An 18,412-nucleotide genomic window follows, 5' to 3' on the forward strand; every position below is an offset into this window, starting at 1 on the left:
CACGCCACCTGCGCAAATCCTCTCAAGGACCTGCCATGACCGACCATTACGATGCCCTTGAAACGCGCGAGCCGGCCGAGCGCGAGGCCGCCCTGTTCGCCCGGCTGCCGGACGTGCTGCGCAAGGCGACGGCGGCGCCCGCCTACGCCAACCTGCTGAGGGGCACCGATCCCGCCTCCATCACCAGCCGGCAGGCGCTGGCGGGCCTGCCGGTGTTGCGCAAGTCGGAACTGCCAGCCTTGCACAAGGCCGCCCCGCCGTTCGGCGGTTTCGTGGCCGACAAGCCCGGCTCGTTCGCCCGGCTGTTCACCTCGCCCGGACCGATCTTCGAGCCCGAAGGCCGCCAGGCCGACCCCTGGCGCGGGGCGCGGGCGCTGTTTGCGGCCGGCTTTCGCGAGGGGGACGTGGTTCTCAACACCTTCAGCTATCACCTCACCCCCGGCGGCTTCATCTTCGACGCCTCAGCGCGGGCGCTCGGCTGCGCCGTGATCCCGGCCGGCCCAGGGAATACCGAGCAGCAATTCGAGCTGATCGAGGCCTATCGCCCGGTCGGCTATAGCGGCACACCTGATTTCCTGAAGATCCTGCTCGACGCCGCGGCAGCAGGCGGCCGCGACGTGTCCTCGATCAAGCGCGCTTTGGTCTCGGGCGCCGCATTTCCGAAATCGTTGCAGGAGGAGATGAAGTCGCGCGGCGTCGGGGCCTACCAGGCGTTCGGCACCGCCGATCTCGGCCTGATCGCGTTCGAGACGCCGGCGCGCGAGGGGATGACGGTCAATGAGGATTTGATCCTGGAGATCGTCAAGCCCGGCACCGGCGATCCCGTTACGCCGGGTGACGTCGGCGAGATCGTGGTGACCTCACTCGATCCGCATCATCCCTGGATCCGCCTCGCGCTCGGCGATCTGACCGCCGCCCTGCCCGGCGCGAGCCCGTGCGGACGCACCAACATGCGCATCAAGGGCTGGATGGGCCGCGCCGACCAGACCACCAAGGTCAAGGGCATGTTCGTGCGCCCCGAGCAGGTCGCGGAAATCGCCAAGCGCCATCCCGAGCTCGGGCGGCTGCGCCTCGTGGTCACACGCGCCGGCGAGGCCGACGCGATGACGCTGAAGGCCGAATGTGTTTCAGCGCCGGATGCGCTGTTGAATGAAGTTGCGGCGACGCTGCGTGCCGTGACAAAACTCGGCGGCGCCGTCGAGCTGGTCGGCGCAGGCTCGCTGCCGAACGATGGCAAGGTGATTGCGGACGAGCGATGAGCCGATCACCCTGTGTGGTCCGGTCCGCATTGTCGCGCGCGGCATTGTGAACTATTGAGCTGGCTCATGCCGCGTGGAGACGGGATCATCACCTCATGAGCAGCGCTTCCGAAAGTGAGCCGCGACGACCGGCGGTTTTCTTCGATCGGGACGGCGTCCTGAACCGGGACATCGGTTACCTGTTCGAGAGCCACAGGCTGATCTGGATCGACGGCGCGCGCGAGGCGGTGAAGGCTGTCAACGACATGGGCTATCTAGCGTTCGTCGTGACCAACCAGTCAGGCGTGGCAAGAGGCCTCTATGAGGAGGCGCACATCCAAGAGCTCCACGACTGGATGGCCGCCGAGCTCGGCAAGATCGGCGCGCATATCGACGCCTTCGAATATTGCCCGTTCCATCCTGAAGGAACCGTTGAGCGGTATCGGCAGGTCAGCCCCCGACGCAAGCCGTCGCCGGGCATGATCACCGATCTGCTGGAGCGCTTTCCGGTCGATGTCGAACGAAGCTTTCTGATCGGTGATCAGCCGACCGATCTCGAGGCTGCACGCGCAGCGGGCCTGAAGAGCTACCTGTTCTCAGGCCCCAATCTGGAAGCGTTCCTGAAGCCGCTGCTGCAGCGAAGCTGAGCCCCCGCGCCCGGCGCGAGCCGCGATCGCGATCGCGATCAGAACTTCCGAACCAGGTCGATCACCTCGTCCTGCTGCTGGCGCGTGATCTCGGCGAAGATAGGCAGCGAGAGAATCTGGCCCTGATCACGATGGGCGTTGGGGAATTGCTCCGGCAGGTGGCCAAACCGTGCATAGGCCGGCAGGAACGGCAGCGCGGTGGGGTAGTTGATCGCCGTCTGCACGCCATTGGCGTTCAGATGCGCGGCGAGCGCGTCGCGGCGCGGATGCCTGATCGTGTAGAGGTGGTAGACGTGGCTGCGCGCCGGCGCCACTTCGGGCACCACGACGTCCTCGATCTGGTTGAGGCCGGTGTCGTAGACCTCGGCGGCGGCCTGCCGGGCTTCGGTCCATGCGGTGAGATGCGGCAGCTTGGCCGAGAGGATCGCGGCCTGCATGCCGTCGAGCCGGCTGTTGACGCCCTCGATGTGGTGCTGGTGCTTCACCAGCCCGCCATGGCGCGCCAGCATCGCCATCTGCTCGGCCAGCGCCGCATCGTTGGTGACGACCGCGCCGGCATCGCCCATCGCGCCGAGATTCTTGCCGGGATAGAATGAATAGGTCGCGGCCTCGCCGAACGTGCCGACCATGCGGCCCTTGTAGCGCGCGAGATGGGCCTGGGCGCAATCCTCGATCACCCAGAGCTTGTGCTTCTGCGCGATCGCCATGATCGCGTCCATATCCGCGGCCTGGCCGTACAGATGCACCGGGATGATGCCGACGGTGCGCGGCGTAATCGCGGCCTCGATCGCCGCCGGATCGATCGTGAACGTCGCATCATCGGTGTCGCAGAATACGACGGTGGCGCCGGAATGGGTGATCATCGCCGCAGTCGATATCCAGGAATGCGCCGTCGTGATCACCTCGTCGCCCGCCTTCACCTTCAGCGCGCGCATGGCGAGGTAAAGCGCGTCGGTGCCGTTGGCGCAGGATACGCAGTGAGCCACCTCCGCGGCCGCGGCGAATTCGCGCTCGAAGGCGTCGACATAGCTGCCGCGGATGAACGCGTTGTCGCGGATCACGCCGGCGATCGCGGCATCGATCTCGCTCTTGATGGATTGATATTGCAGTTGCAGGTCGGCAAACGGCACCGGCATCGATATTCCCCTATTGGCTCGCCAGCAGCCGGCGCGCCGGATTGCCGGCATAGGTGCCTGATATCGTGATGTCCTTGGTCACCACGGATCCTGCGCCGATGACGACGTCATCAGTGATCCTGACCGGCATGATCGTGGCGTTGGAGCCGATCGACACCCGGTTGCCGATCACAGTCTCGCGCCACAGCTCCTTGCGTCCGCGCGCCGGGCCGCCGGTGGAGAACGTATCATTGACGAACATCACGCCGTGCCCGACGAAGCAGTCCTCTCCGATGGTGACGAGCTCGCAGACGAAGGCATGCGATTGCACGCGGGTGCGTGCTCCGACGACCACGCCCTTCTGGATTTCGGTGAAAGGCCCGATGAAACAGTCGTCGCCCAGCGTGCAGCCATAGAGGTTGCAGGGCTCGACGATCTTGACGCGTTCGCCAAACGCGACATCGCGCACGCCGGCCTGATGCACTTCCGGCCGATTCACGAAACGACACCCAGCCGGCTCAGCCGCGGCGTGAAGCGCAGCGCAACTTCCTCTCCGGTCTCGATCGACTCATAGAGGGCCGAGATCAGCTCCAGGCTCTTGCGGCCCTCGAGCCCGTCGACCAGCGCCGCGCGCTGGTTCTCCAGGCAATCGACCACATGATGATAGTAAGCCTGATGGCCGAAGCCGTAGACGTTGGGCGGGTTGACCGAGAACTTCTCCACGACGTCCTTGTCCGACGGCAGCTCGTTGACAAAGCGCCAGTGCCGGATCTGGTTGACCGCGAAACCGGAGATCTCGACCGTGCCCTTTTCGCCCAGGATCGACAGCGAGCCTTCGAGATCGGTCGGGCGCGCCGCGGTGGTCGCCTCGATGATCCCGAGCGCGCCGTTGCGGAACTTCAGCGTCGCGACGGCGGTGTCTTCGGTTTCGATGTTGGCCAGCGCCGTCGTCGCGCGCGCGTGCACGCTCACCACGTCGCCGAAGAACCATTCCAGCATATCGACATGGTGGCTCGCCTGGTTGGTCAGCACACCGCCGTCATAGGCCCAGGTGCCGCGCCAATCGTCCTGGTCGTAATAGGCCTGGTCGCGGCACCAGCGCACCCGCACGGTCCCCAGGATGAGCTTGCCGAAGCGACCGGCATCGAGCGCCTCGCGTGCCTTCACGACCGGCACGTTGAAGCGGTTCTGCTTGACGATGAACATCTTGATGCCGGCCTCGTCGCAGGCCCGGATCATGTCGTCGGCATCCTGCAACCGCAGCGCCATCGGCTTCTCGACCACGACGTGCTTGCCGGCCTTGGCGCAGGCGATCACATGCGCGGGATGCAGCCCACTCGGCGTCAGCACGGCAACGGCGTCGATATCCTTGCGGCCTAAGAACTCGTCCATGTCGTAATGGGCGGGAACGGCGAACTTCCCGGCAATCGCATCGGCACGCGCACGAAGCGGATCGCAGACGGCAACCAGGCTCGCTCCGGCGATGTGATTGCCACCCAGGAGATCGGAGTGGCGCTTGGCGATACGCCCGCACCCGAGCAGGCCAAATCTGATCATGCAACAGGCCCTGTCTTGTCTCGTGACCAGCCATTGCAGCCAGCCGAAGAGCCGAGGGAACAAGCGGCCTTGCGAGCCGCAGCATAGCGTCCATTACCCAGAAAACTCGGGATAAGGCAAGGCCTTGCCCCGATCGGACGGCACGACCCGCGGCGGATTTGTTGCTCAACGCAACGCCGCCCGTGCATCACCGGCAGGAAAAGCGGCATGAAGCGCCAGCCTATCCTTGTCGTCCTAGCGGCGGCGTGCCATGTCGTTGGACCCAGGAGGCGCTCGTGTGGCGATTATTCGGACCCAGCCTGGCCGAATACGACGATCACCAACGAGACAGTCCGAACACGGAGCCCGGTACGGCGGCAAATGAGAATGAAGCATCGCGTCATGCAGCTGGAGCCGGATTTGGGCTGGCGCCAAGCCAAACTTGCCCTGCTCGCCTATGCCCACGTCGCGATTTGTTGCATTTCGCTGTACTGCATCACGATCACAGATTCTTTCCCGGGCGTCATCGGCTTCGACAAATCGCACCTGACATCTGCGATCCTGAACGTTCTGGTGTTCAGTCCGGTCGTCATTCTGTTCGCAATCAGCCGCTTCAGTTTCGGCTATCTCGTCGGCTTCTACTTCTACATCATGGTCCTGGGATATCTCTGGCTGATCGAGTTCTCATTGCTCGACTACGATCACCGCCTGGCGCTCATCTCGATCGTGCTTTCGGCGTTCGCCTTCCTTGTCCCTACGCTGTTTATCACCTCGCCGATGCGGCAGGCTGTCGTCATGCCGGCCCGCGCCTTCCACATGATGCCTTCCGTCATCCTGATCGCCTCGGCCGCGATCATCGGCATCGGCGCGCTCTACAACCTCAAGCTGGTCGATCTCAACGAGATGTACAAATATCGCGCGGAGGTCGCGTTGCCGGGCATCCTGCGATATGCGGTCTGGATCGTCTCAAACGCCCTGTTGCCGCTCGCCTTTGCCTGCTTCGTCACCAGCAAGCGGTTCTGGCAGGCCGGGATCGCGCTCGTTCTGATGCTCCTGATCTACCCGATCATGCTGACCAAGATGGCGCTGTTCGCGCCGGTCTGGCTGCTGTTTCTCGCGCTCGTCTGCAAGCTGGTGGCTGAGGCCCGGGTTGCGACGATCCTGTCGTTTTTCCTGCCCGTCCTGATCGGCATGATCCTGTTCGTCCTGGTCAAGACCGATCTGTTTCCACTCAAACCAGGACTGGTTTACTTCGGCACCGTCAACACCAGGATGGTTGCGATTCCGTCGCTCGCCCTCGAGATCTACAACAACTACTTCTCGGCACATCCGCTGACCCATTTCTGCCAGATCAACGCGGTGAAGCTCGTGGTCCCGTGCGCCTACGACGAGCCGATATGGGCGGTCATGGCCAGGTCCTACGATCTCGGTGCTTTCAATGCGTCGCTGTTTGCCACCGAAGGCGTCGCTTCGGTCGGCCTCGTGCTCGCCCCGGTGTCCGCGCTGGGCTGCGGCCTGATCATTGCCCTCGGCAATCGCCTCTCGTCCGGGTTGCCGCCGCAATTCGTGCTGCTATCCGCTGGACTTCTTCCGCAAGTCCTTCTCAACGTACCGCTTTCGACAGCCCTGCTCACGAACGGCACCGGGCTGCTCTTCCTGCTTTGGTACATTGCACCGCGGTCGGCCTTCGACCAGACGGCAGCGTCGACAGTCGCAGTGAGCGACCATCGACAAGGCGCTGAGGCCGCCTAGCGCTTCGGTTCTGGGCGAATGGCAGCCGGAGCGCCTGCCAGGTCGCCTAGGCGCGAATGATATTGTCCGCCGGCTGAGGAAACTTTCCGCGACAATCGACCAGCAGCGGCGCATGCGCGCCGAGCAGTTGATAATCGAACTTGTCGTGGTCGGTCGCAAGCAGGACGCAATCGAATCCCCGCAGATTGTCCTCGGTGAGCGCGACACTCGACAGATCGAACGAATGCGCTCGCATCTTCGGGAACGAGGGGACGTGCGGATCGCTGTAGGACACCTTGGCGCCGAGATCACGAAGCCGCTCCATCAGCGCCACCGACGGCGATTCGCGAACGTCGTCGACATTCTTCTTGTAGGCGATGCCGAGCACCAGGATCGAGCTGCCGCTGATCGACTTGTGCCTCTGATTGAGCGCCAGCGAGATCTTCGACACCACGTAATCCGGCATCGAGGAATTGATCTCTCCGGCGAGCTCGATGAAGCGCGTGTGCATGCCGTATTCCCGCGCCTTCCACGTCAGATAGAACGGGTCGATCGGAATGCAGTGACCGCCGATGCCGGGGCCGGGGTAGTACGGAACGAACCCGAACGGCTTGGTTGCCGCCGCGCGGATCACCTCGTGAATGTCGATCCCCATCTTGTCGGCGACCATCTTCATCTCGTTGACGAGACCGATGTTCACCGAGCGATGGATATTCTCCAAGAGCTTGGTCAGCTCGGCGGCCTGCGTCGAGCTCACCGGGACGACCTTGTCGATCACCTGACCATAGAGCGCGATGCCGGCCTCGAGACATGCCGGCGTGCAGCCGCCGCAGACTTTCGGGATCGAGCGCGTCGTGAAGTTCTGGTTGCCGGGATCTTCGCGTTCCGGCGAGAAAACGAGAAATACGTCCTTGCCGACGGCGAAGCCGCACTTTTCGATGCGCGGCTTCAGCTCCTCCTCGGTCGTACCGGGATAGGTCGTGCTTTCGAGCGACAACACCATTCCCTGGTGGAGATACGGCAGCAGCGACTCCGTGGTGTTCAGCACGAAGCTGAGATCGGGCTCGCGATACTTGTTGAGCGGCGTCGGAACGCAAAGGATGAGCGCATCGACCTCGCGGGCGCGCGAGAAATCGGTCGTCGGCTCGAACCCAAGCTCCGTCGCATTCTTGATGCTGGCGCTCGAGATATGCTCGATATAGGAGCGGCCGGCGCGCAGCGCGTCGACCTTGGTCTGGTCGATATCAAAGCCGATCACCTTGTAGCCGACCTCGCAATAGCGAAGCATCAGAGGCAGGCCGACATAGCCCAAACCGACGATGCCGATCTTGGCCGTTCTGTCGTTGAGCTTCGCGATCAATTCGGAATTCATTTCATCACTCGTACGGGGTTGTTACGGATAATCGGCCTGAAAACCATCTAACTGGGCCTCTGATAGCGCCATAGCGGCAAAGCCACAACCCTGGAAGCCGTGCTGGAGGCCTCTCCCGACGGCAAGGCTAGCGCGGGCCGCCTGAGCTCAACAGGCGCGCGACATGGTAGGCGGCGCGACCAGTCCCATACTCGTCGATATCGCGCCGAACCGCCTGCGACGACTGCTTCCAGAGCCGGTTCCACCCGTGCGTGATGGTCTCCGTCCACTCGGTCTCGTCACGCAACGTGATGCACGGCACACGATGGAAATAGGCCTCCTTCTGCACCCCTCCCGAGTCCGTATAGACTTCAAGGGCGTTGTGAAGAAGCTTCGCCATATCGAGGTAGCCCACTGGATCGATGACCTTCAGGCCGCCCAGATCGACCCCCATCGCCAGCGCAGCCTGTCGGGTGCGCGGGTGCAGCGGGAGCACAACGGGAAATTTGCGCGACTGATCCTGCAGGAACTGCACGACCGCGAGAAGCTGCTGCCGATCGCCGGTGTTCTCGGCGCGATGGATCGTCGCGAGCGCATATGTCTTCGAGGCCAGCCCGAGATTGGTCAATATCGCCGAGCTCTTCTCTGCCTTGTCGGTCACGAACAGGGTCGCATCGTACATCACGTCCCCGACGTGATGGACGCCGGCCGTCACGCCCTCGGCGGCGAGATTAGTGACGGCGGTCGTCGTCGGACAGAGCTGCAGAGCGGAGAGATGGTCCGTCACGACCCGGTTGATCTCTTCCGGCATGCGTCGGTTGAACGATCGGAGTCCCGCCTCGACATGCGCGACCGGAATGTGCAACTTCGACGCCGCGAGCGCACCGGCCAGCGTCGAATTGGTGTCGCCGTAGACGACGACCCAGTCGGGCTTTTCCTCGAGCAGGATCGGCTCGATCGCCATCAGCATGCGTCCCGTCATATCGCCATGGCCGCCGCCATTGATATCGAGATGATGTCGCGGCTTGGGAATGTCGAGCTCTTCGAAGAAGACGTCGGACATGTTCGGATCGAAATGCTGGCCGGTATGCACCATCACTTCCGAGAGCCCTTCGGTTTCCCGGATCGCGCGACTGACGGCCGCGGCTTTGATGAACTGCGGCCGGGCACCAACGATGGTCAAAATCTTCAGCGTCATGGACTTCACTAACGGTGTTGCGATTCAGCCAAACGATGATCCGGTGCGTCGACAGGGCTCGCCGAGATCGTCTTTCGAATCCCTTCCTTGAGCTGCACAAATCGCCGCAAGTCCAAACGAGATGCAAGGCGGCTCAGATCAGGAACAATGTCGACGGCAGGGGTGTTCGGGTTCACGATCTCGAACTTCGGTTCGAGGCCGAGTTGCTGACCTATCGTGTTCGAGATCTGCCGGATTGAGAGCGTCTCGGAGGCCGCCACGTTGAGCGTATCCGTCCAGGACGACGCAATGCTCGCAAGGATGACCTCGACGATGTCGTCGATGAAGGTGGGAGCGAGGCGAATGCCCTCCGTGCCGCCGGAGAGCTGGATTGCCCCACCGTCCTGGATCCTCCGTATCAGCTGCGGAATGAGCCGATCGCGCTGGCCAGGGCCGTACGGAAAGAACAACCGCAGAATGCTCAAGGAAAAAATGCTGGAGAACGGCTTCGCAACGACTTCGGCCGCAAACTTGCTTGCGCCGAGGAAGCCGGGGGGCGCCAGGCTGGCATCCTCTCTCAGCGCTCCCGCGAACGGCTCGTAGACCGCCCCCGACGAAAGCAGGCAAAAGTGCTTGACCGCCGCCCGAGCTGCCCAATCCAGCAGCCGCATCGTCATGCCGACGTTGACGTCAAACATCTCGCGCGAATCCGCGGGGAAATCGCGGTAGCGCCGCGACTGAGCGGCATGGACAACGACATCGATCGTCTTGGGGAAGTTGGACACTTCGATCGAAGCCGCTCCATCCCAAACCACGGGTGGTCCGAAGGCGACCGACGTTCCCGGCCGGCAGACGCAGAAAAGCTCGTGCCCCTCGGCCACCAACCGAGGGCCGAGAGCAGAGCCGACGAAACCGCTACAGCCCGTCAATAATATCCGCATGCCCGTGTCAGACCGTTGGCTTCGTCAGCAAGACTGAGATTCCGTTCGGATTGGAGTCATTGAAGGCGTAGTCCTTGACTCCGAGCTCCTTCATCCAGCCCGCAACCTCGTCATCGCTGTGCTGCCAGGCGTTGTGCGGATGATACCAATCGAAGTTGACCATGTTGTTTGTTTCATAGTCGAACGCCTCGTTCCAGAAGCATTTCAGGAAATTATAGTACAGCAATCGCTGGACGTTGTGCGTTCCTGCGGGAATCCCGAGCACCGGTATCGGCTTCTCAAGCGTGATCGTGGCGTTCAGCCGCGATAGCTCCCGGCCCAGTTCCGTGATCCCTTCGCACGCCGCATAGCATTCCTCCGCGGAGAGCGGCATGAAATTCTGGCGGACATGGTCGTCGGCGAAGACGCGAACGGCGCCCATCTTCCGATAGACGTAGAAGAAGAACTGGCCGCCGGGCCTGACCTTTCGGTACAGGGCTTCCACCGCCGCCCTGGTGTTGGGCGTGTGATGCAGCACTCCGTCAGCGATGATGAAGTCGAACGTGTCGTCGGGGAACGGAGCTTCCATCAAGTCGGCCTGGACGACCGAGCAGTTCTCGAGATCGCGGGTGTTCTCGAACGTCGTCAACGCCGCATCAGACACGTCGAGCGCGAACACCTCACCCGGGCAATTCTCAGCGATGAACCTCGTGTTGAAGCCCGACCCTGGACCGACCTCGAGCACGCGCTGCTTGGACCGGTAGAAAGCCTTCAAGGCGTCCAGATCAGGCAGCCCAAGCTTCTTGCAATACCAGCCGAACAGGAATTCCTTGTGCTCGGGTTGCAGCCCATACTGCTTGAAGCGGCGCCACTTGTCCGAGAAGGTCTGATTTGTCTTGGCCTGCTCATGGGCTTCCGGCCGGCTCTGCGCGGTCGCCGGCTTCGGCAAGCCGTAGCGTGAGCAGAAATCGGTCAGGTCAGGCTGCATCGGGCCGCTCAGGAAGCAGGGAACCCCGTGCAAAATCGGATACCATAGCGATGCATCGGGCGTCCGAAGCACGCCTTCGATGACCTGGCCATCCTGTTGCGTGAAAGCCTCTAGCTGAAGCTCCATTCCGTTCGGACGGAGACGTGAAGACGCAACGGTTCGCATAAATCTAGCTCCTACAAACTGCAACTAATGAAGGGCGCCGCCATAGGCACCATGTTGCTTGCACCAGGACTCGAAGCTGAGCAGACACCAGATCAACGCGACATGGTTTGCCTTTTGCTCGAAATGCTCGTCCAGAATCCGGCGTACGAAATCGTGTTGGAATACGCCCCGCTGCCTAATGCGGGATTCCGGGAGCTGCTCCTCGATCCATGAGCGCAGAATCCCTCTGTACCAAGACGCGTCCGGAGGACCAAATCCCATCTTCGGTTTCCGGTAAATGGTGTCGGGGACCAGCGGCCGGACGGCTTCGCGAAACAGGATCTTGCCCGTGGAGCCGTCGGACAGCAGGCCCCAATCCACGCCGAGCAGATAGTCGACCAGTTCGTTATCCAGGAGCGGCACCCTGGTCTCAAGGGAATGCGCCATGGACAGCTTGTCTTCCAGCGAAAGAAGACCTGGAAGATAGGTGGTCAGGTCGACGTGCATGACGGCGTCCCAGGGATCCCGCGACGGAACCGCCCCGATCGCATCTCCGATCGCAGCGAGCGGATCGAAGCCACCTGCGGCGCGCAGAAATTCCGGCGTAAAGGCATCGCCGATCTTGTCGGCGGATACCGGGACGTTGAGGCTTGCCCGGTAGAGCGCAAACGGATCCCGCGAGGCCGCCGGATCTCCCGCCGCGGCGCGAAACCGCTGCATGACACGCTGCATCAGGGAAGCCGGAGCCGCCCTCGGCACGATGGCGTATCTGCCGACGTATCCTCCGGTGACTTCGTCACCGCCCGTGCCCGACAGGACGACCTTGGCGTCCTGAGCGACGCGTTGCGCGATCAGATAATTCACATAGGCCATTCCCATGCGAGGATATTCAATCGCGCCAACCGTCGCATCGAGATGGCGAGCCAAGGCATCCTGCGGCACCATGAGCTCGACACGCTCGATGTCGAGCTGCTTTGCGACCTCGCGGGAGAACTCGCGCTCGTCGACGAATTTGTCGACACCGACATTCTCAAGATCGAAGATACAGGAATACGCGCGGACCACCGGATCGATCTGGTGCGCACCTGCGGTGATCGCCGAGCTGTCGATACCCCCGGACAGATACGCCATGACAGGCACGTCCGCAGCCAGCTGCCTGCGCAACGCCGCCTGCAATATTTCGCCGAATTCGCCCGAAGCCCGCGCCAGACCTGGCGCGTATTTGCGATGGTAAGAGGCAGCCCAATAGGTGCCGCTCGAGCTCCCGCTCGCCGTAAATCGCTCGAACGTACCGGGCTTGAGGAGACGGACGCCCCGGAATGGCGTGCGCCCTCCCCAATTATTCATCAGCGTGAAGTACTCCAGCGTCGCTGATGCATCGAACTGCTTGTTCACCAATCCGCTGGCGTACAGCGCGCGCACTTCCGAGCCGAACACGAGACCCTTGCCGGGCAACTCCGCGACATAGACCGGCTTGATCCCGTATCGGTCGCGGGCGATCACCAGCTCACGCTGGTTTTCGTCCCAGATGGCGCAGGCGAACATGCCGTTCAGCTTGTTGAACAGCCCGTCCTTCCACTGCTCCCAGCCGTGGACCAGAACCTCGGTGTCCGAATGGTCGGTCGCAAAAACATGCCCGGCGGCCTCGAGTTCTTTTCTCAGCTCGCGGTGATTGTAGATCTCACCATTGAAGACCACCCATACGGTTGCATCTTCGTTGCTCATGGGCTGGTTGCCGGTGGCCAGGTCGACGATCGCAAGCCTGCGGAAGCCTAATGCGACGTCCGCCGTCACATGGAATCCACCGTCATCAGGCCCGCGATGCTCGATACTGGCCGCCATATTCCGAATCCGGGCGTTCGCGTCCGGACAGGCGCCAAAATGCAGAATGCCAGCAATGCCACACATCTGAATCTACTCGACCTCGGCGCCCGCGGGCGCCAGCACGAACTTACTGTCAGGGCTGCGATAGGCTTCGATCATCGCCCCGGCAATATGATCAGGATCATGCCATCGCTCGACATAGCGACGAGCCCGCTTCCCCAGCTCCGTCCACTCGGCGCGACGCTCGAGAATAGCCGCGAGATCTTCCGTGAGCCGCCCGGGATCGACGTTCAAGATCGCAAGATCATCCCGCATGGCCGGCGGGACGAACTGCAGGTCGCTTTCCCTGATGTAGCCTACCACCGGCTTTCCCATGGCCATCATCTCGACGGCAAAGCCGCCGTACCAACCCGCAAGCACCTGGTCAATGGCAAGATCGGCGGACCTGTAAATGGCCATCGCCTCTTCATGGGTTTTCTTTTCGACCAGGATCAGCTCGAAGTCGAACCGGGATTTCAGCCGCTCCAACGCATCGAGTATCATCTGAGTGCCCTTGATACTCGGATCGCTCGGCGCGTGGACAATTCTCGGCTTACCTTCAGCGCGGGGATACTCGGGCGAGAAATGACCGATCTCCACGTTGGCGTAAGGCAGGAACTGCCCTCCCGGCACGACGTGCCCGAGTTCCGGATTGAGATAGAACACGCGGTCAAACAGCGGAAGCACGCGCTCGATCAGGCGGGAGCGGCGCGCATCCAGCGACGTGACGCAAGTTTCATAGGCGGAGCAACGCCCGCTGGCGCACATGGTCCACGCATTGCGCCGATTGCCCTCACCTGCAAGCCTTGCGTCGCATCCCTGCAGGGTCATGAACCGCTTCTTGCCCAACCCCTTGGCCAGCTGGAGATCGATCGTCACGAGCCGATTCAACAGTGGCCCCATCCGACCGACGCCCTCGAACGCATAGCCCGGATAGAGGAAAGTTGTTCCAAAATAATAGTGGAGCACGTCGTAGCGCAGCAGCGCAGACAAACCGAACCACGCGCTTCGGGCCACCTTCTGAAAGTTAGTTGCCGTGTCGTCGTACAGAACCTTGTCGGCCGGATATCGAAACCAGGTCCCGCTTCGAATGACCAGGTCGCTCGTGTTTCCGCGCCGGCGCTCGGCACGCGAGAGTGACCAGGGCTGATTGCCGATATTGAAGGGGCCGTGAAGGATTTTCATCTTGCTGAGCGAATGTGACGATCTGTGCGTGTCGCTGTCATGCATCACGATGGCGGTTCAGGCCTGAACGGATTCGATCTGCCGTCGATACGCGGCCAACTGCAGCTCGACGATTCTCGCCGCGGAATGATACTTTTGGATCCAGGCTGCTCCGGCAGCGCCGAGTGATTGCTGGTCGTCCCGATCCGCGACAATCTTGCGAAGCGCTTCAGCGATCTCACTCTCGGTCGATGCCGACAGGGTGGGAGGCGCTTCGGAAAAGAACTCCTTGGCCGTCCCCGCATCCACGTTCGTGATCACGCGCCTGCCAAGCGCCAGCGCCTCAAAGGTGATTCCGCCGAATGATGGAAGAACGAACTGATCCAGCACAGCGTGGCTGCGGAGATACGTCCTCCACAACTCCGGTTTGCGCATCGGCGCAAGCCACTGCACCTTATCGTCGAGCCCCAGACTTCCTATGAGCTCCCGCGAGGCGTCAAGGTCGCGTCCCCAGGCGATCATCGCAAGTCGCAGCGCGGGCGCTTGCTGCGCAACGCGCGCAAAGGCACGGATCAGCCGGTCGTTACCCTTCACCAGGCTGGGGTCCGCGTCCCGCCAGTCCTGTCGGGTCGGATGAAAAACGACGACTTGGTCGTCGGGCGGCCTGATCGCGCGATTTCTGGCCCCGAATTCAACGAGCTTCGTATCGTCGAACGCATGCGGCAGCGGCGTGATCCGATCCGGCGGCACGCCAAGCCGTCGGGCGGCCGGCACGCAATCGATGTTGGTGACGAAGACGTGGTCGGCCCCGAGGAACACCGTGGCGGTGAGCCGCCCGAGCCCGTCGTCCTGAAACGGGATTGCGCGCAACGTTCCATGCTCATATCCGAAATAGGGGCGCTGAGCGAGCAGCGGCCAGGCACCATCGGTTGCGTAGGCCTGGATGACGTCAAACCGGTCCAGCAGGCCCATAAGCGGCGCGAGCCGCGCCCGGTAGCTGCCAAAGTCCGCGGCGCTTGGCGGAGAACCCGGCGCACGCCCTTGCCGCCAGACATCAACAAGCCGCTGCTGCTCCGGGTCATCCTTTGCCAGTACGCGTCGCATGAAGATGTCGCGCGCCATTGCGGGGGATCGACGAATCCTCCGTCTTATCTTCTGGCCAAGACGGATCACGCGGGCAGACGCTCTCTGCGAACATACGGACTGCCGGGCTCGATCCAGCGAGCGTCGGAATTCCTCGGCGAGGTCCGGATGCCCGCCAACCTCAGCGGCAATCATTGAGCAACATAAATTCAGGGGTCCGGATGCAAACCATCTCGGTCGCCGGTAGCCTCCGAGATCGACCTTCGTCCAATCCGGAAAGAATGGATCGCCGAGGTCTCCCTCGAACGTCGCCTCCTCCCATTCCGGCGAAGCCATGATGTGGTAGTTTTCGTAGGCGATGACATAAGCGTCGATGCCGTGCTGGCGCTGGATCCTGGCATTGTTGAACGCATTGTTCGCGATGTTGCCGAGGTGCAGTACGCGCAGCGCTCGCCCATGCTGCTCCTGGAAACGCCGATGCCAATCCAGCCCTTGTGGCGGCGGCGCGTGCGCGATTACGCCTGATGTGTCGACCGATGTCACCGGAGATGCCCTTGCGGTCCGATCATCGGGGAGTCGTCCCGGCGAGCGCGCTCAGACTTTCTGACGCAGGCTGCCTCGCGATCTGGAATGGATGCTGCCAATTCCTCACAAGGGGAACGGCGTTGCGCCGGGCTTCCTCCTGCTCCTGCTGGCACCGAATGCGATCGACGACACCAGGCGGAAAGTTTGCCGTGTCCCGATAAAGCTGTCCAAGCCGCGCAGCGATCGACGATATGCCGTGCCATCGCTCAACATAGCGCCGGCCCTGCTCGCCGATTGTACGAAGGCTATCCCGATTGCGGATGACCCACAGCAATGCCTGCTCAAGTTCATCCGGCGTTGCGTTGATGATCGGGCACTCCTCCGGCGCTTCGACCAGATCCGGACTTCTCACGTAGCTCAAGACCGGCTTGCCGAGCGCCATCGCCTCGAGCGCGGTGTAGCCGTAAGCACCGCCGATAAACTGATCCGCCACGATGTCGGATTGGGCGAAAAGCGCAAGGACCTCACTGTTGGGAACGCCTTGTACCTTGCAATATTCGATGTCGTATCCCTGCACCTTCAGCCTGTCTATCGTCCGCTCCAGGTATTTTGAGCCCTTGAAGTGCGTGTGATTAGGCGCGTGGGCGATGCGAAGCGGACCGGAGGGCGGCGCATCCGGGAGAACTGCGTTGAACCGATCCAGATCCAACGGCCAGTAATTGATGTGTTTTGCCGCAGGCATGTAGGTCAGCATGTCGCCGAGCGAGACCAGGGCCGTTACGGATCTGGTCAATTCGGAAACATAGTGTTGCGCCTCTGCGTCGTGACACGTGCAATATTTGGGCGGCTCCGTGCAGTCGACGCAGAAATTCCATTTGCCGAGGGCCAGGGTCGCAAGCCTGGTGCGAACATCGGCACCATACGCATAAATGTAGACGCGCTTTCTAGCCCGCCGCAGAGCCGCAAGCTCCTCGGAATTGATCTGCAACCGCTCCGTCGAATCAAGCAACCCGCGGTCGGCGAAGAAGTGAAACACGTCATACCGAACCAGGGCCCATGCGAGCACCAAACGCTGGAACGCAGGTCCGAAGCCATACCTGAACGCCAGAGCGTACGAACGATGAAGATCTAGATCGAAGCGTGACGTTATGACGTAGGTTACGTAGACGAGCGAGGTCGATCGAAAGCCAAGTGCCCGATCGGCCCTCGCTTTGAGCTCCAGGGTCAAGATCGGAGTTACACCCCACAAGCTCCTAGGTCGTCCGCGCCGCAGCCGCACGGCTCCAAATCCTGGAGCAATGAGAATCGCGAGCTTGAGAATGCCGCGCGAAAGTGCGGTGGCGCAGCGCCCGACCAGGCTCAAAAGTCTTTGCTTGAGTACCAGCAGCTGGTAGCGGACTATTGCCGCCCGATCTGGCGATTTCGCAATCGACCACAATGTGAGCATCCGCCTTCGAACGCTCCGCGGCAACACCAACCGCGCGAGCGATCTCAGTCGATCTCTCATTGCTTGGACCCGTAGATCCGGGGTTTTCTTAGGCCGTCGTAGAGCGAAACGACCTTCTGCCACTCCGACTTTGCATCCAGCGTCGCGAGAGTCTTCCGCGTACTGGCCGCGAAGGTCGCTCGCAGGTGCTCGTCCTGTGTCAGGCGGTTTATCGCTTCCGCGATGGAACGCGGATCGTAGGGATCGAACGTCAACCCGACCTCATTCTCGAGCACAAGGCGCTTCGCCTCGGGATAATGCGCAACAAGAACGGGAAGATCGGCCGCCAGATACTCGAAAATCTTGTTGGGGAGCGCAAAGGTGAAGTTGCGGCACAAAGCCGGCAACGTCCAAATCCCGGCATCCGCTCCTCGGGCGGCCGCGACGACGTCCTTCGATGGCACCGGCGGAGCAAGCACGACCCTGCCCTCCACGCCGGTGCGCTGCGCCAATGCCAGATAGTCGGGCCCGAACAGATCCAGCGAAGGACCTCGAATGACGAAAGTACAATTCGGAGCATAGGCAAGGGATTCAATGATTGGCTCGATCAGGCGGGTCGGGCCAGTCCCTCCTTGCCACAGCAGAACGAACGTCGAGTCCGGCAGCCCCAGTTGCTGCTTCAGCGGCGGATACTCGCGCGACGGCGTCACCGCGATATCGGGAATGTTGCGGACCACGACGGGACGGCTGCCGCCGAGCTCGGCCTCCATTGCATCCGCAATCGAGTCACAGACAGTGATCGTGGCGGACGCCTCGTTAAGACAACGAACTTCCAGCTCCTGAAGCGCCCGCTTCCACTCGGCGGGATACGGCGCCCAGGCGGACTGCTTTGTGTTCCAATGAACATTTTCCGAGAACCACTCGTGGAAGTCGACCACGAGGTGCGAGCCTCGATACCTTGCGGCCGCCATTGCGGCGTATGCCGTGGAGAGATCATGCGCATGGAAGGCAAATGGCGTTCGCTTCACCGCTTCCGAGTAAAGCTGATCCGCAAGGTAACCCGGCTGCTCGTTCATGAATGTCGCCGCCGTCCAATCGACGTATTCGATATGAACGCGGGGTCCCCAATCGATATTGAAGGATGCCCCTGCCCCCTCCGAGGGCTCCGGACAGATCACCGTCACGTCATACCCGGCGGCGCCAAGCGCACGAGCTTCTCTTTCAACTCTTGGGTCCACACGCAGATCGGAGACGACAAGCATCACCACTTCGCGACCTGAGGCGGATCTTCCAATCCGCTTACTTCCGGACTTGGTGTCACCAGCAGCAGACATCATCGGGATTCGAGCTTGCGCCAACCGCGCGCGGCGAATCCCAAGCCGTGTGATCGACGCATTCCAAAGGCCGAAAAGGAAATAGAATACCGGCCGCAACGCGCGAAAAAGAGGAGGATAGTTCTTGATGAAAGATGAGATCTGCTTGAGCATCGTTCTACGGCAACCTA

15 protein-coding genes are annotated in these 18,412 nt (G+C 61.9%); 3 read left to right on the top strand and 12 right to left on the bottom strand.

The window, feature by feature from the left end; all coding sequences use genetic code 11:
- The first annotated feature begins 35 nt into the window (after positions 1-35).
- Entirely contained in the window at positions 36-1,259 is a 1,224-nt protein-coding gene (locus ACOIX3_RS27285; RefSeq protein WP_420965085.1) for a phenylacetate--CoA ligase family protein, read from the top strand.
- 95 nt (positions 1,260-1,354) lie between these two features.
- Positions 1,355-1,885, top strand: a complete 531-nt coding sequence (locus tag ACOIX3_RS27290; RefSeq protein ID WP_420965086.1) for an HAD family hydrolase — start codon at positions 1,355-1,357, stop codon at positions 1,883-1,885.
- A 38-nt stretch (positions 1,886-1,923) separates the two neighbouring features.
- On the opposite strand, the gene ACOIX3_RS27295 is transcribed toward ACOIX3_RS27290, so the two are convergent.
- The 3 genes from ACOIX3_RS27295 to ACOIX3_RS27305 are packed head-to-tail and all read right to left on the bottom strand — an operon-like array spanning position 1,924 to position 4,557.
- Positions 1,924-3,021, bottom strand: a complete 1,098-nt coding sequence (locus ACOIX3_RS27295) for a DegT/DnrJ/EryC1/StrS family aminotransferase (RefSeq protein ID WP_420965087.1) — start codon at positions 3,019-3,021, stop codon at positions 1,924-1,926.
- A gap of 10 nt (positions 3,022-3,031) precedes the next feature.
- Positions 3,032-3,499, bottom strand: a complete 468-nt coding sequence (locus tag ACOIX3_RS27300; protein WP_420965088.1) for an acyltransferase — start codon at positions 3,497-3,499, stop codon at positions 3,032-3,034.
- Positions 3,496-4,557 (bottom strand): Gfo/Idh/MocA family protein, encoded by a 1,062-nt coding sequence (locus ACOIX3_RS27305; protein ID WP_420965089.1) that lies wholly within the window; start codon positions 4,555-4,557, stop codon positions 3,496-3,498. The genes ACOIX3_RS27300 and ACOIX3_RS27305 overlap by 4 nt, the downstream gene beginning before the upstream one ends.
- 366 nt (positions 4,558-4,923) lie before the next feature.
- On the opposite strand from ACOIX3_RS27305, the gene ACOIX3_RS27310 reads away from it, so the two are divergent.
- A complete protein-coding gene (locus ACOIX3_RS27310) occupies positions 4,924-6,288 on the top strand; it encodes a hypothetical protein (RefSeq protein WP_420965090.1) in 1,365 nt (454 codons plus the stop codon).
- 46 nt (positions 6,289-6,334) lie between these two features.
- On the opposite strand, the gene ACOIX3_RS27315 is transcribed toward ACOIX3_RS27310, so the two are convergent.
- From ACOIX3_RS27315 to ACOIX3_RS27355, 9 genes are all read right to left on the bottom strand, one after another.
- Positions 6,335-7,639 (bottom strand): nucleotide sugar dehydrogenase, encoded by a 1,305-nt coding sequence (locus ACOIX3_RS27315; protein WP_420965091.1) that lies wholly within the window; start codon positions 7,637-7,639, stop codon positions 6,335-6,337.
- Between the two features lie 127 nt (positions 7,640-7,766).
- A complete protein-coding gene (wecB, locus tag ACOIX3_RS27320) occupies positions 7,767-8,816 on the bottom strand; it encodes a non-hydrolyzing UDP-N-acetylglucosamine 2-epimerase (protein ID WP_420965092.1) in 1,050 nt (349 codons plus the stop codon).
- A gap of 8 nt (positions 8,817-8,824) precedes the next feature.
- Positions 8,825-9,676, bottom strand: a complete 852-nt coding sequence (locus ACOIX3_RS27325; protein WP_420965094.1) for an NAD-dependent epimerase/dehydratase family protein — start codon at positions 9,674-9,676, stop codon at positions 8,825-8,827.
- A 67-nt stretch (positions 9,677-9,743) separates the two neighbouring features.
- Positions 9,744-10,703, bottom strand: a complete 960-nt coding sequence (locus tag ACOIX3_RS27330; RefSeq protein ID WP_420965095.1) for a class I SAM-dependent methyltransferase — start codon at positions 10,701-10,703, stop codon at positions 9,744-9,746.
- 189 nt (positions 10,704-10,892) lie between these two features.
- On the bottom strand, positions 10,893-12,755 hold the full coding sequence (gene asnB, locus ACOIX3_RS27335; protein ID WP_420965096.1) for an asparagine synthase (glutamine-hydrolyzing): 1,863 nt from the start codon (positions 12,753-12,755) through the stop codon (positions 10,893-10,895).
- A 6-nt stretch (positions 12,756-12,761) separates the two neighbouring features.
- Positions 12,762-13,940, bottom strand: a complete 1,179-nt coding sequence (locus tag ACOIX3_RS27340) for a hypothetical protein (protein WP_420965097.1) — start codon at positions 13,938-13,940, stop codon at positions 12,762-12,764.
- Positions 13,941-13,952: 12 nt separating this feature from the next.
- Positions 13,953-15,500 (bottom strand): glycosyltransferase family 4 protein, encoded by a 1,548-nt coding sequence (locus ACOIX3_RS27345; RefSeq protein ID WP_420965098.1) that lies wholly within the window; start codon positions 15,498-15,500, stop codon positions 13,953-13,955.
- A gap of 22 nt (positions 15,501-15,522) precedes the next feature.
- Entirely contained in the window at positions 15,523-16,920 is a 1,398-nt protein-coding gene (locus ACOIX3_RS27350) for a glycosyltransferase (RefSeq protein WP_420965100.1), read from the bottom strand.
- 65 nt (positions 16,921-16,985) lie between these two features.
- Positions 16,986-18,395 carry a glycosyltransferase family 4 protein gene (locus ACOIX3_RS27355; protein WP_420965101.1) on the bottom strand — a complete coding sequence of 470 codons (1,410 nt, stop codon included), beginning with the start codon at positions 18,393-18,395 and terminating at the stop codon, positions 16,986-16,988.
- Between the last annotated feature and the right edge of the window lie 17 nt (positions 18,396-18,412).

The organism is Bradyrhizobium sp. B120, from assembly GCF_049075665.1.
GTDB lineage: Bacteria > Pseudomonadota > Alphaproteobacteria > Rhizobiales > Xanthobacteraceae > Bradyrhizobium.